This is a genomic window from Duganella sp. CF517 (assembly GCF_900110275.1).
In the GTDB taxonomy this organism is placed as follows: domain Bacteria; phylum Pseudomonadota; class Gammaproteobacteria; order Burkholderiales; family Burkholderiaceae_D; genus Rugamonas.
In genome coordinates this window covers 16,714-39,051 of record NZ_FODC01000013.1, presented here as the reverse complement: position 1 = coordinate 39,051, position 22,338 = coordinate 16,714, and the positions used below count along the sequence as shown (strand labels likewise).

Genomic DNA, 22,338 nt, shown 5'->3' with positions numbered 1-22,338 from the left:
AGTTAGTAATAATTGGCAAATAGTAACATGTTGCGCAGCACACACGATAGAGCGGCATCAACGACAGCGTAAAATAGGCGTTTCGCCGCTATCCGCCCCCGTCATGTCCATCCTGCTGACCACCCTCAACGCCCGCTACACCCACGCCTCGCTGGGATTGCGCTATTTATTAGCGAACATGGGGGAGCTGCAGGAGCGGACGCGCCTGCAGGAATTCGTCATCGGCGCCAAAACCACCGAGATCGTCGAGCGCATCCTGGCGCATGCGCCCAGGATCGTCGGTTTCGGCATATATATATGGAACGTCGAGGAATCGACCAAGGTCATCGCCATGCTCAAGCGGGTGGCGCCGCACGTGATGGTGGTGCTGGGCGGGCCGGAAGTGTCGTACGAGTCGAACGAGCAGGAAATCGTCAAGCTGGCCGACTACCTGATCACCGGCTGGGGCGACGTCACCTTCCCCAAGCTGTGCGGCGAGATCCTCAACGGCCCGAAGCCGCTGATGAAGGTGCACGCCGGCGTGCAACCGCCGATGGCCGAGATCAAGCTGCCGTACTCCCTGTACACCGACGACGACATCAAAAACCGCACGATCTACGTGGAAGCGTCGCGCGGCTGCCCGTTCAAGTGCGAATTCTGCCTGTCGGCGCTGGACAAGACGGCCTGGCCGTTCGCGCTCGAGGGATTCCTGGCGGAGATGGAATCGCTGCACGCGCGCGGCGCGCGGCTGTTCAAGTTCGTCGACCGCACCTTCAACCTGAATATCAAGACCAGTTTGAAGATCATGCAGTTCTTTCTCGACAAGCTGGAGGCCAACCCGGACGATCCGGTCTACGCCCACTTCGAGCTGGTGCCGGACCACCTGCCCGACGCACTGAAAGAGGGCATCAGCAAGTTCCCGCCCGGCGCGCTGCAGTTCGAGATCGGCATCCAGAGCTTCAATCCGGCGGTGCAGACGCTGGTCAGCCGCAAACAGGACAACCAGAAGGCCGCCGACAATATCCGCTGGCTGACCGACCACTCCAACGCCCACATGCACGTGGACCTGATCGCCGGCCTGCCCGGCGAGACGGTGGAGAGCTTCGCCGAAGGCTTCAACAAGCTATGGGCGCTCGATCCGCACGAGATCCAGTTCGGCATCCTCAAACGCCTGCGCGGCACGCCGATCATCCGCCACACGCAGGAATTCGGGCTGGTGTTCGAACCGTATGCGCCGTACACCATCCTGGCCAACCGCGATATCGACTTCCCGACCATGCAGCGTCTGGTGCGTTTCGCCCGCTACTGGGACCTGGTGGCCAACTCGGGACGCTTTGGGAACACCCTGCCGGTGCTGCTGGGGGACGCGGCGTTCGAACACTTCATGGCCTTCTCGGACTGGCTGTACGCGAACACCGACGCCACCCACCGCATCGCCCTGGAGCGGCTGGTGGCGATGGTGTCGCGCTATTTGCAGGAGCGCGGCATGGACAAGGCGGACGCCGACGCGCTGCTGGCCAGCGACTACGCCGGGGCCAAGCCGAAACCGGCCGAGACGCCGGCGCCCAAGCGGCAGGCCCGCAGGTTGGCCGCCTGATGCCGCCACCTCCGCCATTTGCCAGAGGGTGGCAGCGCACCGCCGCCGCGAACTCCTATGGCGGACCGCGCCAAACTCCCTTAAACTGACGTAATGCCTACAGCCCAAGAGCCCACCCTCACCCTCAATCCTGGCGCCGCCAACGGCCCGTCGGTGGCGGCGGGCGGCACCTGGCAAGTGCACGCTCTGGCGCAGGGCAAGGCCATGGCCACCATCACCGGGCTGCTGAAATCCCTCAAGGCCGATAAAGTGAGCTGGGACCTGTCGGCGATCGACAGCATGGACCACATCGGCGCCCAGCTGTTCTGGAACGCCTGGGGCAAAACCCGCCCGCCCGACCTGCAGCTGGCGCCCGGGCAGGAAGAATTCTTCAACCGGCTCGAGACCACCGGCAAACTGGAACTGCCGCGCCCGCGCCAGCAGCGCCTGACGTGGGTGATGAAGCTCGGCTTCGCGATGCTGCTGTTCTTCGAGCACATGACCGGCTTCATCACCTTGATCGGCCAGCTGACCCTGGACCTGTGGCGCTTCGTCCGCGCGCCGCAACGCGGGCCGTGGAAGGAAATCTCGGCCAATATCTTCCACGCCGGCTTCCAGGCGCTGGGCATCACGGCGCTGGTCGGGTTCCTGATCGGCGTGGTGCTGTCGTTCCTGTCGGCGCAACAGCTGCGCGCCTTCGGCGGCGACATCTATCTGGTCAACCTGCTCGGCATGAGCATCATCCGCGAACTGGGCCCGCTGCTGGCGGCGATCCTGGTGGCCGGCCGCTCCGGCTCCTCGATCACGGCGCAACTGGGCGTGATGCGGGTGACCGAGGAACTCGACGCGATGCTGGTGATGGGGATTTCGCACGGCTTCCGCCTGGTGATGCCGAAGGTGCTGGCACTGGCGATCTCGATGCCGCTGCTGGTGATCTGGACCGATTCGATGGCGCTGATCGGCGGCATGCTGTCGGCGCAGGTGGAACTGGGCCTGTCGCCGCAGTACTTCATTTCCAAGCTGCCGGACGCGGTGCCGTTGGCGAACTACATGATCGGCCTTGGCAAGGGCGTGGTGTTCGGGATGTTGATCGCGCTGGTGTCGTGCCACTTCGGCCTGCGCATCAAGCCGAACACCGAAAGCCTCGGGCGCGGCACCACCACCTCGGTGGTCACCGCCATCACCGTCGTCATCCTGGCCGACGCGGTGTTCGCCATCCTGTTCAACGGCGTGGGGTTCTGATGGCCGACCAAGCGCTCGTCCCCGACAAAGCCTGCGGCCCGCGAACCGGCAACGACAGTGGCAACGGCGAGCTGACGCTCGACGGCAGCGTGCCGATCGTCGACATCACCGGCCTGTGGACCAAGTACGGCCGCACCGTCGTGCACCAGGACTTGAACCTGGAAATCGAACAGGGCGAGATCATGTCCATCGTCGGCGGCTCCGGCACCGGCAAGACCACGCTGCTGCGCCAGATGCTGGGCCTCGAGCGTCCCGCGCGCGGCTGCGTGCGCGTGTTCGGCGAAGATATCAGCGAGATCGGCCCGGCGCAGCTCCAGCAGCTGCGCAACCATTGGGGTATGCTGTTCCAGCAGGGCGCGCTGTATTCGGCGCTGACGGTGCTGGAAAACATCGCCCAGCCGATGCGCGAACTGCAGGTGCTGCCGGAAGACCTGGTGCGCGACGCCGTTCTGCTGAAAATGAACATGGTCGGCCTGGGACCGGAACATGCGAACAAGATGCCGTCCGACCTGTCCGGCGGCATGGTCAAGCGGGTGGCGCTGGCGCGCGCGCTGGCGCTGGAACCGAAGCTGCTATTCCTCGACGAGCCGACCGCCGGCCTCGATCCCGACCTGTCGGAAGCGTTTGTATCGCTGATCAAATCGCTGCACCGGGAGCTGGGGCTGACGGTCGTCATGGTCACGCACGATCTGGATACGCTGTTCGCGCTGTCGACGCGCATCGCGGTGCTGGCGGAAAAACACGTGATCGCCCTCGGCCCGTTGCAGGACGTGCTGAAGGTCGACCACCCGTTCATCAAGGAGTTCTTCCTGGGCGACCGGGGACGCCGCGCGCTGGAGGCGCTGGACGAAAAGGCGCTGGACGACAAAACCAACAAGGATCACTGATGGAAAACAGATCACACGCACTCACCACCGGCTTTTTCACGATCACGCTGCTGATCGCTGCGATCCTGTTCGGCATCTGGTTCAACCGCGACCGCGTGGAACGGGCGCCGTACGTGATCGCCACCACGCAATCGGTGCCGGGACTGAACCCGCAGGCGCCGGTGCGCTACCGCGGCCTGGAAGTGGGCAAGGTCGGCGGCATCGCCTTCAATCCGAAGATGGCCGGCCAGATCCTCGTCACGCTCAACATCAACACCGACGCGCCGATCACCAAGACCACCTACGCCACGCTGGGCTACCAGGGCGTGACCGGCATCGCCTTCATCCAGCTCGACGACGAGCAAACCGGCTCGCCGCTGCTGGCCACCAGCAGCGAGGCGCCGGCCGTCATCCCGCTGCGCCAGGGCTTCCTGGACCAGGTGGAAAAACGCGGCAAGGAGATCCTGACGCAGACCGAGGAAGTGACCAAGCGCCTCAACACGCTGCTCAGCCCCGAGAACCAGAAGATCATGCTGGCGGCGTTCGCCGACGTCAGCGAAACCGCCAACAAATACCGCGACCTGCCGGCCAAGCTGGAGCCGACCATCGCCAAGCTGCCGGCGCTGGCCAACGAGGTGCAAAGAACGCTGGTGTCGGTCAACGCGCTGGCCACCGACGTCAATCGCCTGACCACCGGCCTGCAGGCGCCGGACGGGCCGATCGCGCGCGTCAGCGGCACCGTCGACCGTATCGGCCTGTCGGTCGAATCGGTGGCCGGCGGCCTTGAACTGGACACGCTGCCGCAAGTGAACTCGCTGGCCGACGACACCCGCTCGTCGATGCGCGCGCTGCGCAAGACCATGAACAAGATTAACGATCGTCCGCAAAGCCTGATCTTCGGCGCCCCCGGCACCCCGCCCGGCCCCGGCGAAGAAGGCTTTACCGCTCCGACCAAATAAGGAACACCGATGACCACGACCCTGCGCCCGCGCGCCTCACTCATCGCCGCCCTCATCGCCGCCGCCGTTTTGCTGAGCGCCTGTGCCAGCAAAGGCCCGACCAGCGCCAACTACGACTTCGGCCCGCTGCCGCCGCCGACGCAGACCGTTGGCGCGAACAGCATCGGCGCCATCATCGTCGCCGACGCCACCGGTCCGGCGTCGCTCGATTCGGAACGCATGCAATACCGCCTGCTGTACGCGGACGCGCGCCAGTCGCGCCCCTACGCCTACAACCAGTGGACCAGCACCCCGCTGCAGCTGGTCACGCAGCGCATGAAGGCGCGCATCGCGCAGGCCGGCGTGAAGGTGCTGTCGACCACCGACTCCGCCGCCAGCGTCAACCTGCTGCGGCTCGAGGTCGACGACTTCGCCCAGAACTTCGAGAGCGCCACGCAAAGCAGCGGCAATATCAGCCTGCGCGCCTCGGTGTTCCGCAGCCACCGCCTGGTGGACCAGAAGACCTTCAGCCGCAGCGCGCCGGCGCCGAGCGCGGACGCCGCCGGCGGCGCGCGCGCGCTGGCCGACGCCGCCGACGCGCTGGCCGCCGACGTGCTGGTGTGGCTGGCGGCGCTGCCGCCACAGGGGCAATGACGCAACCGGCTGCATCGGCGCCGCCCATTCCGGCGCACGTCCGCAAAGGCTCGCCGCTGTCGCGCGCGGCGCTGCTGGCCTATCTGCTGCTGATCATCTACGCCAGCTGGTTCCCGTTCTCCGGCTGGCAAAACCAGGGCCTGTCGCCGCTGATCTTCCTCGAAACCTCGAGCATGCCGCGCTACTGGACCAAGTTCGACGCCATCATCAACGTGGTCGGCTACGTGCCGCTGGGCGCGCTGATCGTCTACTCGCTGTACCCGCGCGTCCGCGGCATCTTCGCCTTGCTGCTGGCCGCCGTGTGCGGACTGCTGGTGTCGGGCACGATGGAGGCGGTGCAAACCTACCTGCCCAGCCGCGTCTCGTCCAACCTGGATTTCTACACCAACGCCGCCGGCTGCGCGGCCGGTGGCCTGGTCGGCGCGCTGACGGTGCGGCGGCTGCTCGACGAAAGCCCGCTGCAGCGGCTGCGGCGCGCCTGGTTCGCGCCGCACGCCAGCCAGGGCCTGGTGCTGCTGGCGCTGTGGCCGCTGGCGCAGATCTATCCGCAAAGCTTCCTGTTCGGCCTGGGCCAGCTGCTGCCGATCCTGTCGGACTGGCTGTCGCAGCTGCTCGACATGGATATCGACCTGGCCAGCTACGTGCGGCCGGACATGGTGCTGACGGTCGAACAATACTGGCTGTCGGAAACCATCATCACCGCCTGCGGCATGGTCGGCGCGGCGCTGACGTTGCTGTGCCTGCTGCGCAAGCCGGCCCCGCGCGCGCTGCTGGTGGCGGCCATGATCGGCTCGGCGATCGTCGTCAAGGCGCTGGCGACGGCGCTGCTGTTTTCGCCGGAGAACGCCTTCGCCTGGGTGACGCCGGGCGCCGAGGGCGGCTTCCTGATCGGCGCCATCATGCTCGCCGGCCTGACCTTCGCGCCCCAGGTGGCGCAGCGGCGGCTGGGCGCGGTCACCTTGCTGTTGAGCCTGGTGATCATCAACACCACCCCGGCCAACCCGTATTTCGTGGCCACTCTGCAAACATGGGTGCAGGGCAAGTTCCTCAACTTCAATGGCGCGGCGCAATTCCTGTCGCTGCTGTGGCCGTTCTTCGCGGTGTGGTTCCTGTGGTTGCCCTCGCACAAGCTCAACAAGGAGCCGAAGGAGCCCAGAGACCCGAACACCGGCGCCGGCCAAGGGCGGGTATCATAGCGCCTCAAGCGTTGGCCTCGCCGGCCGACAACTTTTTCCGAGAGAGATAGCCATGAGCGACACTCCGTATTTCAAACACCACGTCTTCTTCTGCATGAACAAGCGTGACGACGGCCGCAACAGCTGCGGCGACCACGGCGCCGAAACCGCGCAAAAGCACGCCAAGAAGCGCTGCAAGCAGCTCGACATCAACGGCCACGGCGGCGTGCGCATCAACCAGGCCGGCTGCCTGGACCGTTGCGAGGAAGGCCCGGTATTGGTGGTCTACCCGGAAGGCGTCTGGTACACCTACGTCGACACCAGCGACATCGATGAAATCATCGACAGCCACCTGGTGCAGGGCAAGATTGTTGACCGTCTTAAAATCTAAAGAGCTATGAACAAGAACGAAAAATTCACCCTGGCCGGCAACGCCGGCCTGATGGAAGGCCAGATCGACTATCCGAAGCAGGACGCGCCGGTCGGCGTCGCGCTTGTCGCCCATCCGCACCCGCTGTACGGCGGCACGATGGACAACAAGGTGGCCGTCACGCTGGCGCGCACCTTCGCCAGCCTCGGCTACGTGGTGGCGCGCATCAACTTCCGCGGCGTCGGCGCCTCCGAGGGCGTGCACGACCACGGCCACGGCGAGACCGACGACATGGCCATCCTGCACGCCTGGATGACCGAGAAATATCCGGGCCTGCCGGTGGCGCTGGGCGGTTTCTCGTTCGGCACCTTCGTGCAGTCGAAACTGGCGCAGCGCCTGGCCGCCGCCGGCACGCCGGCCGAGCGCCTGGTGCTGGTCGGCAGCGCCGCCAAGAAATGGGAGATGGCCGACATCCCGGCAGACACCATCCTGATCCACGGCGAAAACGACGACACCATCCCGCTGATCGACGTGCTCGACTGGCTGCGTCCGCAGGAAATCCCGGTGATCGTCATCCCCGGCGCCGACCACTTCTTCCACCGTAAGTTGCAACACATCAAAAGCTGGGTAACCCAGCTGTGGCGCCGTCCCGGCGACGTCGCCGGCACCGAAACGGACACCTCCGCAGCGGAGTAACGCTCTATAATTCCCGCTGTTTTTTTAATTTTCACCCTATTCACCGAACAACTAGCCCATGAAAAAATTGATCGCGGCACTGGCCACCAGTGTGATGTTGATGTCCGCCGCTGTGGCCCAAACCCTGCCGCCCCCTACCATCGCCGCCAAATCCTGGCTGCTGCTGGACGCCACCAGCGGCCAGGTGATCGCCTCGCAAGATCCCAACGCCCGCGTCGAGCCGGCCTCGCTGACCAAGATCATGACGGCCTACGTCGTCTTCGGCGCGCTGCGCGACAAAAAGGTCACGCTGAACCAGATGGTCAACGTCTCGACCAAGGCGTGGAAGGTCGACGCCAGCAGCTCGAAGATGTTCATCGACCCGGCCACGCCGGTCAGCATCGACGACCTGCTGCACGGCCTGATGATTCAATCCGGTAACGACGCCGCCGTCGCGCTGGCCGAAGCCGTCGCCGGCGACGAATCGGCCTTCGTTGTCATGATGAACAAGGAAGCCGAGCGCATGGGCTTGAAGTCGACCCGCTTCGCCAATCCGCACGGCCTGCCGAGCCCGGACAACTTCTCCACCGCGCAGGATTTGTCGGTGCTGGCCAAGCGCGTGATCCTGGACTTCCCGCAGTTCTACAAGATCGATTCGGTCAAGAGCTTCACCTACAACAAGATCACGCAGCCGAACCGCAACCGCCTGCTGTGGCTGGACCCGACCGTCGACGGCATGAAGACCGGCCACACCGAAGCGGCCGGCTATTGCATGATCGCCTCGGCGCGCCGTCCGAACGGCGCCAGCGAGCGCCGCCTGATCTCGGTGGTGCTGGGCACCAACTCCGACAACACGCGCACGCAGGAAAGCCAGAAGCTGCTGAACTGGGGCTTCCAGAACTTCGACACGGTCAAGCTGTACTCCAAGGGCCAGGCCATCGCCACGCCGGAAATCTGGAAGGGCTCGCAGAGCGCGGTCAAGATCGGCTTCACCAGCGATGTGATGGTGACGGTGCCGAAGGGTGTCGCCGCCAAGATGAAGCCGGTGCTCGAGCGTAAGGACCCGCTGGTCGCGCCGTTGCCGCTGAACACCCGCGTCGGCTCGCTGAAGATGATGGTCGACGGCAAACCGCTGCTGGAACTGCCGGTGGTGGCGCTGGAAAACGTCGACGAAGCGTCGATCTTCGGCCGCGCCTGGGATTCGATCCGCCTCTGGATGAATTAAGTTAATCCCCGTGGGGCGGATTGGCGCAGCCTGATCCGCCCCGCGTGGCCCGGCGTCGCCCGCCGCTATCTTTTCCTATCTTTTCCCTATCTCTCCCTATCCTCCTCCTATCGAAAGCACTCCATGAACGCCAACCTGTCCTGCCCGTCCATCGCCACCAGCAACGGTGGCCCGAGCTTGTCGCGCATCGTCGCCGGCATGTGGCGCATGAACGAATGGAACCTGACGCCGCAGCAACGGCTGTCGTTCATCGAGCAATGCCTGGACATGGGCGTGACCAGTTTCGACCACGCCGACATCTACGGCGGCTACGGCGTGGAGGCGGTGTTCGGCGAGGCGCTGGCGCTGCAACCTTCATTGCGCGCGCGCTTGCAGCTGGTGAGCAAATGCGGCATCAAGCTGATCAACGGGGCGCGCCCGGACCACACCATCCAGCACTATGACACCAGCGCCAGCCACATCGTCGCGTCGGCGGAAAATTCGCTGCGCCAGCTGGGCACCGATCACCTCGATCTGTTGTTGATCCACCGCCCCGATCCGCTGATGAATTTCGACGAGATCGCCGACGCCTTCGGACGTCTGCGCCGGGAGGGCAAGGTGCGCCATTTCGGCGTGTCCAATTTCAGCCGCCACCAGTTCGAGAGCCTCAACCGCCGCATCGCGCTGGCCACCAACCAGGTGGAGTTCTCGCCGCTGTGCGTGGCGCCGATGTTCGACGAGACCTTCGACGGATTGCAGGATGTGGGGGTGTCGCCGATGATCTGGTCGCCGCTGGCCGGTGGCCGCTTGTTCAGCAAGGACGATGCGGCAGGCGTGCGGGTAAGCGCCGTGATCCAGAAGATCGCCGATGACGTGGGCCGTCCGTTCGGCAGCGTGGTGTTCGCGTGGATTATGCAGTTGCCGAGCCGCCCGATTCCGCTGACCGGATCGGGGCGGATTCAGGCGGTGGCGGAGGCGGTCGAGGCGACGCAGTTCACGTTGAGCCGCAGCCAGTGGTTCGAGATCCTGCGCGCCGCGCGCGGCCACGAAGTCGCGTAACCCTCATCGCGCGCCGCCTCAGATGTCGTCGTACACGACCGGCGGCGCGATCCCCTTCCAGCCGTTTTTCCAGGCCAGGTTCAGCGCCAGCGTGAAGGCGATGTACACCACGAAGAACAGCACGAAGTAAGCCGCCTGCAACCAGGCCAGCAACGCAAGGTTTACCACCAGCAACGCCAACGCGCCCCAGCTCTTTTTCTGCTTGGAGCTCGGGAAGCGCACCGTCGACACCATCAGCGTGCCCACCACAAACAACAGCAGCACGACGAGAATCGCGTGCCAGGTGGTCGCCGCCGGGTCCGGCCACGCCACCACCACCGACGCCACGCAGGCTGCCCCCGCCGTGATCGGCATGCCGACGAAATAGCGCGGATCGGTCCGGCCGACGCTGACATTGAAGCGCGCCAGCCGCAGCGCGCCGCAGGCGACAAAGAAGAAGCTGGCGATGCCGCCGGCCCGCAGCAGGGTCGGATGGTCCACGCCAAGTTGCACGAAGCCATAGCAGTACAGCAGCAGCCCCGGCGCGCAGCCGAAGTTCATCACGTCGGCGATCGAGTCGAGCTGCATGCCGAACTCGGAAGAGGTGTTGGTGGCGCGCGCGACCAGGCCGTCGAGCGCGTCGAAGACGCCGGCCAGCACCAGCAAGATGGCGGCCAGCCGGTAGTCCTCGGCGGACCCGACCAGGGCGTTGTCGACCGAGATGACGATGCTGCCGAAGCCGCAGGCGATCGACATCAACGTGACCATGCTGGGCAGGGCGAACTTGGCGCGCCGGACGCGCGCTTGATTGATAGGTTTCAAATGACTTCCAGGTTAAGCATGCCTCGCCAACGGCGGCTGGCTGAACGGCTAGCTTACCATTTTACGCAAGCCGTCCCGTACGAAGCGGTACGGCAAGCAGATTGCGTGCCGCGACCGCACAATCTGGCTTAGAATCGCTATAGCCAGTCCGGGCGCAAGCCCATACGCACAGGAGTTTTCAACATGGCAAACCATAAGCACCGGCAACCCTCCCGCTCCCCGTTGCCGGCCGCGATGCTGCTGATCGCCGCGCTGCTCGCGGGCTGTGGCGGCGGCGGCGGCGGAAACAGCAGCCAGACAACGCCGAACACGTCGACCGCCCCGACCACTCCGCCATTGCCGGAACCCGGCGCGCCCACGCTGACCGGCGACACCGCCCTGGACGGCTACAATTGGCTCAACTACCGGCGCTCGCAGCTGGGCTTGTCGGTTCTGGCGCGTAACAGCCGGGTCGACGCGGCGGCGCTGGGGCATTCCAACTACCTGCGCCTGAACAACACCGTCAGTCACGATCAGACCCCGGGCGCGCCCGGCTTCACCGGCGCCACGCTGGCCAACCGGCTCACCGCCGCCGGCTATGCACTCGGCGGCGGCTTCGCCACCGGCGAAGTGATCTCCGCGACGACGGACACCTCCGGCTTCTACCAGGCGGAAGAACTGATCACCGCGATCTACCACCGCTTCGTGATGTTCGAACCGGTCTTCAAGGAAGTCGGCACCGGCGCCGCCACCGTCTCCGGCGGCTACACCTACTTCACCGCCGACCTGACGGCGACCAACGGCCTGGGCGCGGGCATCGGCGCGGGCAGGCTGGTCAATTATCCGGTCAACAACCAGACCAACGTCCCGATCAATTTCTTCAGCGATACCGAATCCCCCGACCCGGTGGCCAACCAGAACGAGGTCGGCTACCCGGTCAGCGTCCACGCCGACAGCGGCCGGGGCGGGGCCGGCGTGGTGGTGCGCAGCTTTACCATCACGCCGCGCGGCGGCAGCGCGCTGAACACGCTTTTGCTCAGCGCCGCGACCGATTCGCGCACCTCGCCCGCGGGCGCCGCGATCATCCCGCTGTCGCCGCTTCGCCGCGGCACCGTCTACGATGTCAGCTTCGACGGCTCGGTGAACGGGGTGGCGGCGCCGCGCACGTGGTCGTTCACCACCCGGCAGTGAGCGCCGGGGCGGGGCGGCCGATGCGTTGTTGCGGCCGGTAAGGTCTGCTATGGTACGGCTTCCGACCAACCACCGATCCGCGACATCGTACCGCCCATGACACTTTCCAGCACGCCAGCCTCGCCGGTTCACGCCGGGGGCCATATCCTGCAAGTGGAAACCGGCTTGCAGCAGCTGATGGGCGACCGCGCCCTGTATCTGCAAATCCTGCGCCGCTTCCGGCAGCGCTACCAGGACAGCGCCAACCAGGCGCGCAACGAGCTGACGGCCGGCGACGCCGCCGGCGCGCAGCGCATCATCCATACGCTCAAGGGGGCGGCCGGCATGATCGGCGCCCGGCAGGTCTATCTGTTGGCGGCCGACCTGGAGCCGGCCTGCGTGGGGCCGGCGGCATGGTGCATGGGACCGCTGGCGCAGCTGGAGCACGCGCTGCGCTGCCTGATGAACGCCATCGACGCCGAGCTCGACGCGGCCGACGAGCAACCGCCGGTCGCGTCGGCGTCGGCCGGCCGGCATCCCCCGGAGACGCGCATGCTGGTGCAGCATCTGGCCAGGTTGCTGGAGGAAGGCGACGGCGCGGCGATCGATGTGCTGGAACACTCGGCGACGGTGCTCGCGGCAAGCTTGGGAGTGGCGGTGTTCCAGGAGGTGACCGAGGCGGCGCATCAGTTCGACTTCGAGGCGGCGCTGGCGGTGCTGCAGGCGGCGAAGAGCTAGTCCTCAGCGCGTAAATTCCTTCTCTTCGTCGAAGGCGTCGGCGCATTCCTTGTCGCAGAAACGTTTGACGTTGTCGAGCGGCTTTTCGCAATACCAGCACGAGCCCTTGGGCGGCAGCATCTGCCGCGTGCGGGCCGGCGAGACGGGCGCCGCCATCGCCGGGGGCGCCGCGCCGGCGCCGTCGTCCGGTACGCTTTCTTGTGTCGGTTCCACGATCCCCTCCGTTCCAGGCAGTGCCCAAGTCAACGTTGCAAGGTTACTTCAGCGGAATATCTCAAGCATGAGAATTCTCAAGGCCGTGCCGGTTTCGAGCCATGTGTTGGAAACCGAACACTCATCTGCGACGAATCAATCATAGCAGGTTCGGAGAAGCGGCCACAGCGGCCGGATCGGCAAAAAATGCGTCCATGCGACACTTCTCCAGCGACGCGCACCGGGCCCGCGACGGCGCTCATAGGGGACAAATATTTTTTAATTGAAAAGTCGAAAATGATAGCCCGCCGCGCTGAATTTGTGGCTTCAGGGCATCGCCGGCGGCCCCACGGCGTGCCCAGCGGATTATAATCATTACACCATTATCATTCCCGCCTGGAAAGTTCGAATGTCTGAAACTGTTCATGCCACCCCGCCTGCGACGGCCGGCCACGCCCACTTGTCCACCCGCGCGCTGGCGCTCGCCGACCTCGGCCTGATCGTGCTCGACGCCGGACAGCGCATCGTTTTATGGAACCAATGGATGGCCAGCCACTCGGGCCAATCCGCGCACCGCGTGCTCGGCGGCGACCTGTTCGACGTGTTTCCGGAGTTGCGCGGCCAGCGGCTGGAGCAGGCCGTGCATAGCGCGATGCAGAGCAAGACGCCGCAGCAGCTCTCGCCGGGGCTGAACCGCTCGCCCTTCCCGCTGTTCCCGGCCGGCACCTGGGGCGGCGAGCGCATCGAGCAGGCGGTGTCGGTGACGCCGTTCACCGAAGGCAAGGAACGGTATTGCCTGATCCAGGTGAGCGACATCAGCAGCACCGTCGGGCGCGAGCGCCAGTTGCGCGGCCAGGCCGAAGCGCTGCGCGCGCAATCGTATGTGGACGGGCTGACCGGCATCGCCAACCGGCGCCACTTCGACGTCGCGCTCGACCGCGAACTGCGGCGCGCCCAGCGCAACGGCGGCCAGCTGTCGCTGCTGTTGATGGATATCGACTCGTTCAAGGCGTACAACGACCACTTCGGCCATCAGCAGGGCGACGCCTGCCTGACCTTGGTCGCGGAAGCGTTCGCCGCCATGCTGCAGCGGCCGGCCGACCTGGCGGCGCGCTACGGCGGCGAGGAATTCGGCGCCGTGCTGCCGGACACCGGACCGGAGCAGGCGGCGCTGGTGGCCGAGACCATCCGCGCGCGCATCGCCGCACTGGAGGTCACGCACGCGCCCGCCGCGAAGCGTCCGTATGTGACAATGAGCATCGGCGTGGCCAGCTTCGCCAAGGACCGGCTGTGCACCGCCGAAACCATGCTGGCCGCCGCCGACAACTGCCTGTACGCCGCCAAACACGCCGGACGCGACTGCGTCATCGTTCACAAACTGGAAGAAACCAACGCATGAAAATTCGCCCTGCCTTCACTTTCGCATCGATCCTGTCCGCCGCCGCCGTCGCCACGTTGGCCGCCCCGCTCGCCTTTGCCGCGCCCACCGCCTGCACCGGCAGCGCGCCGTCCGGCGAACTGACCGCGCAGCGCATCGTCGCCGCCAACCCGACGCGTTCGGAACCGGGGCTGTATGAAGGTCCGGTATGGATCAAGGACGCGCTGTATTTCTCGGACTTCACGTTCGGGCCGGGCTTCCCGTCGCGCATACAAAAACTCGATTCGAGCGGCAAGGTCACCACCGTGATCGCCGACAGCGGCAGCAACGGCCTGGCGGTCGACGCGCAGGGCAACATCCTGGCGGCCACGCACAAGTACAAGAGCGTGTCGCGCTACACGATGGATGGCAAGCGCAGCGATGTCGTGGGCAAGTACAAGGGCAACGTCTTCAACTCGCCGAACGACATGGCGCTGGCCGCCGACGGCACCTTGTACTTCAGCGACCCGGCCTTCCAGCGCGACGCCGCGCCGGGCGGGCAGGACAAGACGCGCGTCTATCGCGTGGCGGCCGACGGCGCGGTCACCGTGGTGGACGACACGCTCACCAATCCGAACGGCGTATCGCTGTCGCCGGCAGGGGACGTACTGTATGTGAACGGTATGGTTGGCGAAAAAGGCGTGCTGCGCGCGTACGCCATCGTTGGCGGCAAGCCTGGCAAGGGACGCGACCTGGTCAACGGCCTGGGCATCCCGGACGGCATGGCGGTCGACTGCCTTGGCAACGTCTACGTCACCGAGCACACGGACCAGCGCATCCGCGTGTTCACGCCGCAGGGCAAGCACATCGCCACGATCAAGGTGGACGCGAATGTCACCAACGCCGCGTTCGGCGGCGCCGATGGCAAGACCTTGTTCATCACCGGCGCCGGGTCGGTATGGAAGATCGCGCTGAACGTGAACGGCTTGCCGTACTAATTCTGATTCGCCATCCGGGGCCGCAGTCGGAACCAAAATCTAAAACACGTAGGCCGATAGGCGGCACGCCGGGGTCAAGTCTGACATTCGGACACGAGCTTGGCCGTAATCACTTGGCACGCCGGGGTCAAGTCTGACATTCGGACACGAGCTTGGCGGTAATCACTTATAGCTGAGAGCGTGTCCGATTGTCAGACTTGACCCCGGCGGTTATTTGCCGATGCAGAAGCGGCTGAAGATCACGCCGAGCAAGTCATCCGACGAGAACGCGCCCGTGATGCTCGACAGCTGCGCCTGCGCCAGGCGCAGTTCCTCCGCGAACAAATCCAGCGACTGGTCGTTTTGCGCCGCGTGCTCGCCGGCCCGCTCCAGATGCGCGCCGGCGTTCTTCAGCGCGATCAGGTGCCGCTCGCGCGCGAGGTACAGCGACTCGCCCGTCTGCTGCCAGCCGGCGATGCGCAGTAATTCCTTGCGCAGCAGGTCGATACCGATGTTCTCGTGCGCCGACAGATAGACGTGCGTGGCATCCGGCATGACGTCGACGCTCGGCTTGTGGCCCGATAAGTCGATCTTGTTCCAGATGCGCAGCACCGGCACGCCGGCCGGGAAGGCGGCGACGATGTTTTCGTCCGCGCGCGACGGGCCGTGGTCGGCGTCCAGCAAGTGCAGGATCACGTCGGCCTTGCCGACCTCGCCCCAGGTGCGTTCGATGCCGATGCGCTCGACCACGTCCACCGTTTCGTCCGCATGACGGATGCCGGCGGTGTCGATGATGTTGAGCGGGATGCCTTCGATTTGGATCGTCTCCGTGACCTTGTCGCGCGTGGTGCCGGCGATCGGCGTGACGATGGCGACATCCGAGCCCGCCAACGAATTGAGCAGCGACGATTTGCCGACGTTCGGCTGGCCCACCAGCACCACGCTCAGCCCCTCGCGCAATAGCGCGCCCTGCGCCGCCTGCTTGAACACCTGGTCCAGCGCGCTGACGATGCCCGCCAGCTGCCCGCGCGCATCCGATTTCTCCAGGAAGTCGATCTCCTCTTCCGGGAAATCCAGCGTCGCTTCGACCAGCATGCGCAACCCGGTCACGCCCTCGACCAATTTGTTGACCGTCTTCGAAAACACGCCCGACAACGATTGCGACGCCGACTTGGCCGCCGCCTCGGTCGAGGCGTCGATCAGATCGGCCACCGCCTCCGCCTGCGCCAGGTCGAGCTTGTCGTTCAGATACGCGCGGCGCGTGAATTCGCCCGGTTCGGCCAGCCGCAGGCCCAGCTCGGCGCCAGCCTCCAGCACCCGCGCCAGCAGCAGTTGCAGCACGATCGGTCCGCCATGCCCCTGCAACTCCAGCACATCCTCGCCTGTGTACGAGTTCGGTCCCTTGAACCAGATGGCGATGCCCTGGTCGATGATGCCGCCGTCGGCCTGCGTAAACGGAATGTAGGTGGCGTGGCGCGGCTTCAAGGCCGTGGCGCCGAACAGCGCGGCGATCAGCGGTTGCAAATTCTTGCCGGAGGCGCGCACGACGCCGATACCGCCGCGTCCCGGTGCGGTGGCGATGGCGGCGATGGGGGAGGAGTCGATATTCATGGGCTAATTGTAGAGGATATAAAAAAAGCCCGCGATCAACACGGGCTTCCTGGCAACACTCAGCGCTAAGGATTACGCCTTGGCGGGCTCGGGCGTCGCATACTTCTTGGTGATCACATACTGTTGACCAATCGACAGCACGTTGTTGACCACCCAGTACAGCACCAGGCCGGACGGGAAGAAGAAGAACATGACCGAGAACGCCAGCGGCATGAACAGCATGATCTTCGCTTGCATCGGGTCGGCCGGCGCCGGGTTCAGCTTGGTGGTGATGTACATCGAAATCGCGTACAGCACCGGCAGGATGAACCATGGGTCAGGCGCGGCCAGGTTGGTGATCCAGCCGATCCACGGCGCGCCGCGGATTTCCACCGACGCTTGCAGCACCCAGTACAGCGCGATGAAGACCGGCATCTGCACCAGGATCGGCAGACAGCCGCCCAGCGGATTGATCTTCTCGGCCTTGTACAGTTCCATCGTGGCCTGGTTCATCTTGGCCGGGTCGCCCTTGTAGCGCTCGCGGATGGCCTGCATCTTCGGCGTGACCAGCTTGACCTTGGCCATGCTCTTGTAACCGGCGGCCGACAGCGGGAAGAACAGCAGCTTGATCAGGATCGTGAAGACGATGATGGTCCAGCCCCAGTTGCCCAGCACCTGGTGGATATGCACCATGACCCAGAAGATCGGCTTGGCGATCACGGTCAGCATGCCGTAGTCCTTGACCAGTTCCAGGCCGGGAGTGACTTTTTCCAGCAGCTTTTCTTCCTGCGGACCGGAATACAGCTTGGCGGTGTTCGACACGGTGGCGCCCGGCGCCAGGGTGCCCAGCGGCTGGATGGTGCCGATCGCGTACTGATTGGTCGTCACTTTCTTGGTGAAGATGGTGCGCGGCGTCTTATCCTGCGGCACGAAGGCCGAGACGAAGAAGTGCTGCGAGATCGCAACCCAGCCGTTGTCGGCCTTGGTCGGATGCTCCTGGATCAGGTCCTTGCCGGACTTGGCGGCGGACTCGGCGTCCTTCTCCAGCGTTTCGAACTTCAGCTTGTGGTACTTGTCGGCCGCCGTGTACAGGGTCGGGCCGGTGTAGCTGCTGTTGAAGAACGAGTCGCCGGCCGGCTTGTTGCCGTCGTGGACCAGCTGCATGTACAGCTCGGGCTTGACCGGCGCGGTGCCGACGTTGGTGACGTCGTGGCGCACGTCGATGACGTAGTCGCCGCGCTTGAAGGTGAAGGTCTTGGTCAGCTTGACGCCGCCCTGCTCCGATTCCAGCACCAGTTGCACCTGGTTGGCGCCGTCGAGCGTGCGCGGACCTGGCTTGGCGACGAAGCCGGTGGTGTGGTTCGGCAGGCCGGGCGCGCCGATCAGGCCGGTCTGGCCCAGATAGGTCTTGCCGGTGGCGCTGTCGATGTCGAACAGCACCTGGTTCTTGTGGGTGTCGACGCCGTCTTTGTAGTTGAGCAGCTCCAGGCGGCGGATGGTGCCGCCCAGGGTGTCGATGTCGACCTTGAACAGGTCGGTCGTTACGGTGATGCGCTCACTCTTGAACGGCGCGTCCGCGCCGGTCGCGGCGGTCGCGCCCGGCAAGGCGGCGGCGCCGGCGGTCGCTCCGGCTGTGGCGGCGGTCGGCAGTTCCGATTTCTTCGCCTCGGGCGCCTTGGCGGTTTGGGCCGGGGCCGGGGCGAACATGGAAGGCTGGCCGGTCGAGACCATCCAGTTGTTCCATAGAACTACCAGCGACACGGCAAACACGATCCACAGGATGGTACGTTTATTGATATCCATTAGGGTATTTATCAGGAGTGGTTGCAACCGCAAGCGGTCGTTGAAGAGGAATTCTTGGCATCCGGCGCGTCCTTGGGAGGCACCGGATCGAAACCGCCATCGTTGAACGGATGGCAGCGGCACACGCGTTTGGCGGCCAGCCAGCTGCCCTTGCCCGCCCCATGCACCTGCAACGCTTCCAGCGCGTAATTCGAGCAGCTCGGATAGAAGCGGCAACGCGGCCCCAGCAGCGGACTGATGGTCAGCTGGTAGGCGCGCAGCAGGAAGCGGAGCAACGTGGTCATGACGGCGTAAGTGGAGGCGTGGCCGCCGAAGGCAAGGCCGCCGGCGGCGCCGATGCCACGGCGGGCTGCGCGGGCGCGGAGGTCTGCCCCTGTGCCTGCGCCGCCTGCCGGCCGGACAACTTGGCCTGCGCGGCGAACAGGCGCGCCAATTCCACCCGCAGCGTCCGTTTGAGCGTCGCGGTGGTGGCGGGACCGTCCTTGCTGTTGACCGGCTTGGCCAGGCGCACCACGCAATCGATGGCGGGCAGGCCGGTCACGCGGAACAGCTCGCGGGTGACGCGCTTGATCGTGTTGCGCGTGACGGCCCTGGGCGCGAAGCGCTTGGCCACCACGACGCCCAGCCGCGCATGCGGCAATTCGTTCAGACGGGTGTAGAGCACGAAATGCGCGCTTTTTTGCGTGGGGCGCAAACGAAAAACGGATGAAAATTCATCCGTTTTAACGATACGCCGAACGCGCGCGAAGTCGTGGGAACCTTCGCCTGTCGAGCCGCTTGAAATACAGCTTTCCACGCGATCAGCTAACAAGCAGGTGGCTTATACAGCCAGACGCTTGCGGCCTTTTGCGCGACGTGCGTTGAGCACATCACGGCCACCACGGGTAGCCATACGAGCGCGGAAGCCGTGGGTGCGCTTACGACGCACGACGGAAGGTTGGTAAGTACGTTTCATGTTGGTCTCGCTAAAAGCAGAAAAAAATACAAAATCGGGCCAGCGCCCGTCAATTTTTGGTGCCAATGACACTTCGCGCACCCATGCCAACGCTACCGGCACAGCTGGGTCCATCTCATCGCCCGCTAATCCACGCTTACTCCATATTGACGTTCAAGTGAATAAACACGGAATACGGGCGGGGAACCCTGAATTATCAGCATTTCGGCCCTGCTTGTCAACAACAGATCCGGTTTGGCGGCGATTCCGGCCCCACCGAAAGTATGAAAATAAGCGGCGTGCCTGTGGATAACTTTAGCGAGCGAGAGTAGAATAGCGCGTTACGTGTGGCGAACCCGCGGCGCAACAGCCCCGGTCCACACCCTCATCAGCAGTAAAGAATAGATAAGATTCATGGAAAATTTCTGGCAGACCTGCTCCGCACAGTTGGAGTTGGAACTGACGCCGCAACAATTTAGCGCGTGGATAAAACCGCTCATCCCACTCGATTACGAGGCGGGCAAGTTGCGTGTGGCCGCACCGAACCGCTTCAAGCTGGACTGGGTCAAGTCGCAATTCGCCAGCCGCATCACCGCGCTGGCCAGCCAGTACTGGGAAGCGCCGACCGAAGTGCAGTTCGTGCTCGACCCGCGCCTGTCGATGCCGCGCAAGCCGGCCGCCGTGGTGCCGGCGCCGGACTACAACGACGGCAACCCGAACAACCACCCGCGCAATTCCGATCCGGTGCCTTCGGTGCCCGAGCTGCCGGCCTCGGCCGCGCCGCGCCGCGAGCAAAGCCGCATCAACACCGATCTGACGTTCGACAGTTTCGTCACCGGTAAGGCCAACCAGCTGGCGCGCGCCGCCGCCATCCAGGTCGCCAACAACCCGGGCGTGTCGTACAACCCGCTGTTCTTCTACGGCGGCGTCGGCCTGGGTAAGACCCACTTGATCCACGCCATCGGCAACCAGGTCATGGCCGACCAGCCGGGCGCCAAGATCCGCTACATCCACGCCGAGCAGTACGTGCGCGACGTCGTCACCGCCTATCAGCGCAAGGGCTTCGACGACTTCAAGCATTACTATCACTCGCTCGACATGCTGCTGATCGATGATATTCAATTCTTCGGCGGCAAAAGCCGCACGCAGGAAGAGTTCTTCTACGCGTTCGAAGCGCTGATCGCCGCCAAGAAACAGATCATCATCACCTCGGACACATATCCGAAGGAAATCACCGGCATGGACGACCGCCTGATCTCGCGCTTCGACTCCGGCCTGACGGTCGCGATCGAGCCGCCCGAGCTGGAAATGCGGGTCGCCATTCTGTTGAAGAAGGCCAAGCAGGAAGGCGTGACCTTCTCGGACGACGTCGCCTTCTTCGTCGCCAAGCATTTGCGCTCGAACGTGCGCGAGCTGGAAGGCGCGCTGCGCAAGATCCTGGCGTACTCGCGCTTCCACGGCAAGGACATCACGATCGACATCGTCAAGGAAGCGCTGAAGGACTTGCTGTCGGTGCAGAACCGCCAGATCTCGGTGGAAAACATCCAGAAGACCGTGGCCGACTTCTTCAACATCAAGGTCGCCGACATGTACTCCAAGCGCCGCCCGGCCAACATCGCCCGGCCGCGCCAGATCGCCATGTACCTGGCCAAGGAACTGACGCAAAAGAGCTTGCCGGAGATCGGCGAACTGTTCGGCGGAAGGGACCACACGACGGTGCTGCACGCGGTGCGCAAGATCGCGTTGGACCGCACCAAGAACCCGGAATGCAACCACGAACTGCACGTGCTGGAACAAACACTGAAGGGCTAGCGGGACGCTAGTTTTGCCATTATGATTGGTCGAACTGCAGAGCTGCACATAAGTTAATCTTGAAATACCGTTAATCTTTACTACTGAGGATAATCTATGCAATTGGTCAAAACCACCCGAGATACCCTTCTCCGGCCACTGCAGATCGTGAGTGGTATTGTCGAGCGTCGGCACACTATGCCGATTCTGGCCAATATCCTCATCCGCAAAGACGGCGAGAACGTATCCTTCCTGTCGACCGACACCGAAGTGCAGATCACCACGAACGCCGCGATCGGCTCCGGCGCCGAAGTGGCCGGCACCACCGTCGCCGCGCGCAAGCTGCTCGACATCCTGCGCGCGCTGCCGGAATCGGGCGACGTCACGATGACCTTGCTGAACAAGCGCCTGACCGTACAAACGGGCAAATCGCGCTTCGCGCTGCAAACGCTGGCCGCCGAGGAATTCCCGACCGTCCAGCAAGCCGACAGCTACAGCGCCAGCGTGACCCTGCCGCAAAAAACCCTGAAGCACCTGTTCAACATGGTGCACTTCTCGATGGCGCAGCAGGACATCCGCTACTATCTGAACGGCCTGCTGCTGGTCCTCGACGGCAACAACGTCATCGCCGTGGCCACCGACGGCCACCGCCTGGCGTTCTGCCAGGTGGAGACCGAGCAAACGTTCGAGCGCCAGGAAGTGATCATCCCGCGCAAGACCATCATCGAACTGCAGCGCCTGCTGGAAGAAAACGACGAGACCGTTCAACTGGACATCGCCGCCAACCAGGTCAAGCTGACCTTCGCCGACATCGAGCTGATCTCGAAGCTGGTCGAGGGCAAGTTCCCCGACTACACGCGCGTGATCCCGAAGGGTTACAAGAACGAGTTCACGATCGGCCGCGATGAGCTGCTGCGTTCGCTGCAGCGCGCCGCGATCATGACCAGCGACAAGTTCAAGGGCGTGCGCTGCATTATCACGCCAGGCAGCATGAAGATCAGCTCGACCAACGCCGACCAGGAAGAAGCGGTCGAGGAACTGGAGATCGACTACGGCGGCGACAGCGTCGACATCGGCTTCAACGTCACCTATTTGCTCGACGTGCTGAACAACCTGAAGTGCGACCAGATCAACGTCGCCTTGGGCGACTCGAACTCGTCGGCGCTGATCTCGATTCCGGATAACACCGACTTCAAGTACGTCGTTATGCCGATGCGGATCTAAGTTCCAGCAGCAGCCAGTCAACACCAGTAATCGATAATCAGAGA

Annotated in this window: 23 protein-coding genes; 16 read left to right on the top strand and 7 right to left on the bottom strand. The window is 64.4% G+C overall.

Annotated features, from left to right (window positions below; all coding sequences use genetic code 11):
• Positions 1 to 103 precede the first annotated feature (103 nt).
• The 10 genes from BMX85_RS29305 to BMX85_RS29260 all read left to right on the top strand — a co-directional run bounded on the left by BMX85_RS29305 (position 104) and on the right by BMX85_RS29260 (position 9,738).
• On the top strand, positions 104 to 1,576 hold the full coding sequence (locus tag BMX85_RS29305) for a B12-binding domain-containing radical SAM protein (RefSeq protein WP_090328171.1): 1,473 nt from the start codon (positions 104 to 106) through the stop codon (positions 1,574 to 1,576).
• A 93-nt stretch (positions 1,577 to 1,669) separates the two neighbouring features.
• On the top strand, positions 1,670 to 2,797 hold the full coding sequence (locus BMX85_RS29300) for an MlaE family ABC transporter permease (protein ID WP_090328166.1): 1,128 nt from the start codon (positions 1,670 to 1,672) through the stop codon (positions 2,795 to 2,797).
• The gene (locus tag BMX85_RS29295; RefSeq protein ID WP_090328163.1) at positions 2,797 to 3,684 is read left to right on the top strand and encodes an ABC transporter ATP-binding protein; all 888 of its coding nucleotides are present in this window, start codon (positions 2,797 to 2,799) and stop codon (positions 3,682 to 3,684) included. The genes BMX85_RS29300 and BMX85_RS29295 overlap by 1 nt, the downstream gene beginning before the upstream one ends.
• Positions 3,684 to 4,622: an MlaD family protein gene (locus tag BMX85_RS29290; RefSeq protein ID WP_090328159.1), complete on the top strand. Its 939-nt coding sequence runs from the start codon at positions 3,684 to 3,686 to the stop codon at positions 4,620 to 4,622. The genes BMX85_RS29295 and BMX85_RS29290 overlap by 1 nt, the downstream gene beginning before the upstream one ends.
• Positions 4,623 to 4,631: 9 nt before the next feature.
• Complete coding sequence (locus BMX85_RS29285; RefSeq protein WP_090328154.1) at positions 4,632 to 5,255, top strand: ABC-type transport auxiliary lipoprotein family protein; 624 nt, start codon at positions 4,632 to 4,634, stop codon at positions 5,253 to 5,255.
• The gene (locus BMX85_RS29280; protein WP_090328149.1) at positions 5,252 to 6,451 is read left to right on the top strand and encodes a VanZ family protein; all 1,200 of its coding nucleotides are present in this window, start codon (positions 5,252 to 5,254) and stop codon (positions 6,449 to 6,451) included. The genes BMX85_RS29285 and BMX85_RS29280 overlap by 4 nt, the downstream gene beginning before the upstream one ends.
• A 52-nt stretch (positions 6,452 to 6,503) precedes the next feature.
• Positions 6,504 to 6,821: a (2Fe-2S) ferredoxin domain-containing protein gene (locus BMX85_RS29275; RefSeq protein ID WP_090328145.1), complete on the top strand. Its 318-nt coding sequence runs from the start codon at positions 6,504 to 6,506 to the stop codon at positions 6,819 to 6,821.
• A gap of 6 nt (positions 6,822 to 6,827) precedes the next feature.
• Complete coding sequence (locus BMX85_RS29270; protein ID WP_090328141.1) at positions 6,828 to 7,496, top strand: alpha/beta hydrolase; 669 nt, start codon at positions 6,828 to 6,830, stop codon at positions 7,494 to 7,496.
• 58 nt (positions 7,497 to 7,554) lie between these two features.
• Positions 7,555 to 8,700, top strand: a complete 1,146-nt coding sequence (locus BMX85_RS29265; protein WP_090328137.1) for a D-alanyl-D-alanine carboxypeptidase family protein — start codon at positions 7,555 to 7,557, stop codon at positions 8,698 to 8,700.
• A 123-nt stretch (positions 8,701 to 8,823) separates the two neighbouring features.
• Positions 8,824 to 9,738, top strand: coding sequence for an aldo/keto reductase (locus BMX85_RS29260; RefSeq protein WP_090328134.1), 915 nt, complete (start codon positions 8,824 to 8,826; stop codon positions 9,736 to 9,738).
• A gap of 18 nt (positions 9,739 to 9,756) precedes the next feature.
• Here the strand turns inward: BMX85_RS29260 and pssA are convergent, their stop codons facing one another.
• On the bottom strand, positions 9,757 to 10,539 hold the full coding sequence (pssA, locus tag BMX85_RS29255; protein WP_229210727.1) for a CDP-diacylglycerol--serine O-phosphatidyltransferase: 783 nt from the start codon (positions 10,537 to 10,539) through the stop codon (positions 9,757 to 9,759).
• 183 nt (positions 10,540 to 10,722) lie between these two features.
• Here pssA and BMX85_RS29250 point away from each other — a divergent pair, with 183 nt between their 5' ends.
• Both BMX85_RS29250 and BMX85_RS29245 read left to right on the top strand, forming a co-directional pair.
• Positions 10,723 to 11,709, top strand: a complete 987-nt coding sequence (locus BMX85_RS29250; protein WP_090328129.1) for a CAP domain-containing protein — start codon at positions 10,723 to 10,725, stop codon at positions 11,707 to 11,709.
• 96 nt (positions 11,710 to 11,805) lie between these two features.
• Positions 11,806 to 12,426 (top strand): Hpt domain-containing protein, encoded by a 621-nt coding sequence (locus BMX85_RS29245; RefSeq protein WP_090328124.1) that lies wholly within the window; start codon positions 11,806 to 11,808, stop codon positions 12,424 to 12,426.
• Between the two features lie 3 nt (positions 12,427 to 12,429).
• On the opposite strand, the gene BMX85_RS29240 is transcribed toward BMX85_RS29245, so the two are convergent.
• Entirely contained in the window at positions 12,430 to 12,639 is a 210-nt protein-coding gene (locus BMX85_RS29240) for a hypothetical protein (RefSeq protein WP_090328121.1), read from the bottom strand.
• Between the two features lie 388 nt (positions 12,640 to 13,027).
• On the opposite strand from BMX85_RS29240, the gene BMX85_RS29235 reads away from it, so the two are divergent.
• Entirely contained in the window at positions 13,028 to 14,017 is a 990-nt protein-coding gene (locus BMX85_RS29235; protein WP_090328117.1) for a sensor domain-containing diguanylate cyclase, read from the top strand.
• Positions 14,014 to 14,973, top strand: a complete 960-nt coding sequence (locus tag BMX85_RS29230; RefSeq protein ID WP_090328112.1) for an SMP-30/gluconolactonase/LRE family protein — start codon at positions 14,014 to 14,016, stop codon at positions 14,971 to 14,973. The genes BMX85_RS29235 and BMX85_RS29230 overlap by 4 nt, the downstream gene beginning before the upstream one ends.
• 210 nt (positions 14,974 to 15,183) lie before the next feature.
• On the opposite strand, the gene mnmE is transcribed toward BMX85_RS29230, so the two are convergent.
• From mnmE to rpmH, 5 genes are all read right to left on the bottom strand, one after another.
• A complete protein-coding gene (mnmE, locus tag BMX85_RS29225; protein ID WP_090328105.1) occupies positions 15,184 to 16,563 on the bottom strand; it encodes a tRNA uridine-5-carboxymethylaminomethyl(34) synthesis GTPase MnmE in 1,380 nt (459 codons plus the stop codon).
• 72 nt (positions 16,564 to 16,635) lie between these two features.
• On the bottom strand, positions 16,636 to 18,345 hold the full coding sequence (yidC, locus tag BMX85_RS29220) for a membrane protein insertase YidC (protein WP_090328101.1): 1,710 nt from the start codon (positions 18,343 to 18,345) through the stop codon (positions 16,636 to 16,638).
• Between the two features lie 11 nt (positions 18,346 to 18,356).
• Positions 18,357 to 18,629, bottom strand: a complete 273-nt coding sequence (gene yidD, locus BMX85_RS29215; protein ID WP_090328093.1) for a membrane protein insertion efficiency factor YidD — start codon at positions 18,627 to 18,629, stop codon at positions 18,357 to 18,359.
• Positions 18,626 to 19,141: a ribonuclease P protein component gene (gene rnpA / locus BMX85_RS31260; protein ID WP_373924325.1), complete on the bottom strand. Its 516-nt coding sequence runs from the start codon at positions 19,139 to 19,141 to the stop codon at positions 18,626 to 18,628. The genes yidD and rnpA overlap by 4 nt, the downstream gene beginning before the upstream one ends.
• 24 nt (positions 19,142 to 19,165) lie before the next feature.
• Positions 19,166 to 19,300, bottom strand: coding sequence for a 50S ribosomal protein L34 (rpmH, locus tag BMX85_RS29205; RefSeq protein ID WP_010401996.1), 135 nt, complete (start codon positions 19,298 to 19,300; stop codon positions 19,166 to 19,168).
• Positions 19,301 to 19,693: 393 nt separating this feature from the next.
• Here rpmH and dnaA point away from each other — a divergent pair, with 393 nt between their 5' ends.
• The gene (dnaA, locus tag BMX85_RS29200; protein ID WP_090328089.1) at positions 19,694 to 21,091 is read left to right on the top strand and encodes a chromosomal replication initiator protein DnaA; all 1,398 of its coding nucleotides are present in this window, start codon (positions 19,694 to 19,696) and stop codon (positions 21,089 to 21,091) included.
• Between the two features lie 96 nt (positions 21,092 to 21,187).
• Positions 21,188 to 22,294 (top strand): DNA polymerase III subunit beta, encoded by a 1,107-nt coding sequence (gene dnaN / locus BMX85_RS29195; RefSeq protein ID WP_090328085.1) that lies wholly within the window; start codon positions 21,188 to 21,190, stop codon positions 22,292 to 22,294.
• Positions 22,295 to 22,338: the final 44 nt, after the last annotated feature.

Excerpts from the sequence above, each read along its gene's own strand:
- yidC (WP_090328101.1), bottom strand. The coding sequence starts at position 18,345 with ATGGATATCAATAAACGTACCATCCTGTGGATCGTGTTTGCCGTGTCG.
- BMX85_RS29290 (WP_090328159.1), top strand. The coding sequence starts at position 3,684 with ATGGAAAACAGATCACACGCACTCACCACCGGCTTTTTCACGATCACG.
- BMX85_RS29250 (WP_090328129.1), top strand. The coding sequence starts at position 10,723 with ATGGCAAACCATAAGCACCGGCAACCCTCCCGCTCCCCGTTGCCGGCC.
- BMX85_RS29270 (WP_090328141.1), top strand. The coding sequence starts at position 6,828 with ATGAACAAGAACGAAAAATTCACCCTGGCCGGCAACGCCGGCCTGATG.
- BMX85_RS29280 (WP_090328149.1), top strand. The coding sequence starts at position 5,252 with ATGACGCAACCGGCTGCATCGGCGCCGCCCATTCCGGCGCACGTCCGC.
- BMX85_RS29305 (WP_090328171.1), top strand. The coding sequence starts at position 104 with ATGTCCATCCTGCTGACCACCCTCAACGCCCGCTACACCCACGCCTCG.
- yidD (WP_090328093.1), bottom strand. The coding sequence starts at position 18,629 with ATGACCACGTTGCTCCGCTTCCTGCTGCGCGCCTACCAGCTGACCATC.
- BMX85_RS29295 (WP_090328163.1), top strand. The coding sequence starts at position 2,797 with ATGGCCGACCAAGCGCTCGTCCCCGACAAAGCCTGCGGCCCGCGAACC.
- BMX85_RS29285 (WP_090328154.1), top strand. The coding sequence starts at position 4,632 with ATGACCACGACCCTGCGCCCGCGCGCCTCACTCATCGCCGCCCTCATC.
- BMX85_RS29300 (WP_090328166.1), top strand. The coding sequence starts at position 1,670 with ATGCCTACAGCCCAAGAGCCCACCCTCACCCTCAATCCTGGCGCCGCC.
- BMX85_RS29260 (WP_090328134.1), top strand. The coding sequence starts at position 8,824 with ATGAACGCCAACCTGTCCTGCCCGTCCATCGCCACCAGCAACGGTGGC.
- dnaN (WP_090328085.1), top strand. The coding sequence starts at position 21,188 with ATGCAATTGGTCAAAACCACCCGAGATACCCTTCTCCGGCCACTGCAG.
- dnaA (WP_090328089.1), top strand. The coding sequence starts at position 19,694 with ATGGAAAATTTCTGGCAGACCTGCTCCGCACAGTTGGAGTTGGAACTG.
- BMX85_RS29275 (WP_090328145.1), top strand. The coding sequence starts at position 6,504 with ATGAGCGACACTCCGTATTTCAAACACCACGTCTTCTTCTGCATGAAC.
- BMX85_RS29230 (WP_090328112.1), top strand. The coding sequence starts at position 14,014 with ATGAAAATTCGCCCTGCCTTCACTTTCGCATCGATCCTGTCCGCCGCC.
- BMX85_RS29245 (WP_090328124.1), top strand. The coding sequence starts at position 11,806 with ATGACACTTTCCAGCACGCCAGCCTCGCCGGTTCACGCCGGGGGCCAT.
- rpmH (WP_010401996.1), bottom strand. The coding sequence starts at position 19,300 with ATGAAACGTACTTACCAACCTTCCGTCGTGCGTCGTAAGCGCACCCAC.
- BMX85_RS29235 (WP_090328117.1), top strand. The coding sequence starts at position 13,028 with ATGTCTGAAACTGTTCATGCCACCCCGCCTGCGACGGCCGGCCACGCC.
- mnmE (WP_090328105.1), bottom strand. The coding sequence starts at position 16,563 with ATGAATATCGACTCCTCCCCCATCGCCGCCATCGCCACCGCACCGGGA.
- BMX85_RS29265 (WP_090328137.1), top strand. The coding sequence starts at position 7,555 with ATGAAAAAATTGATCGCGGCACTGGCCACCAGTGTGATGTTGATGTCC.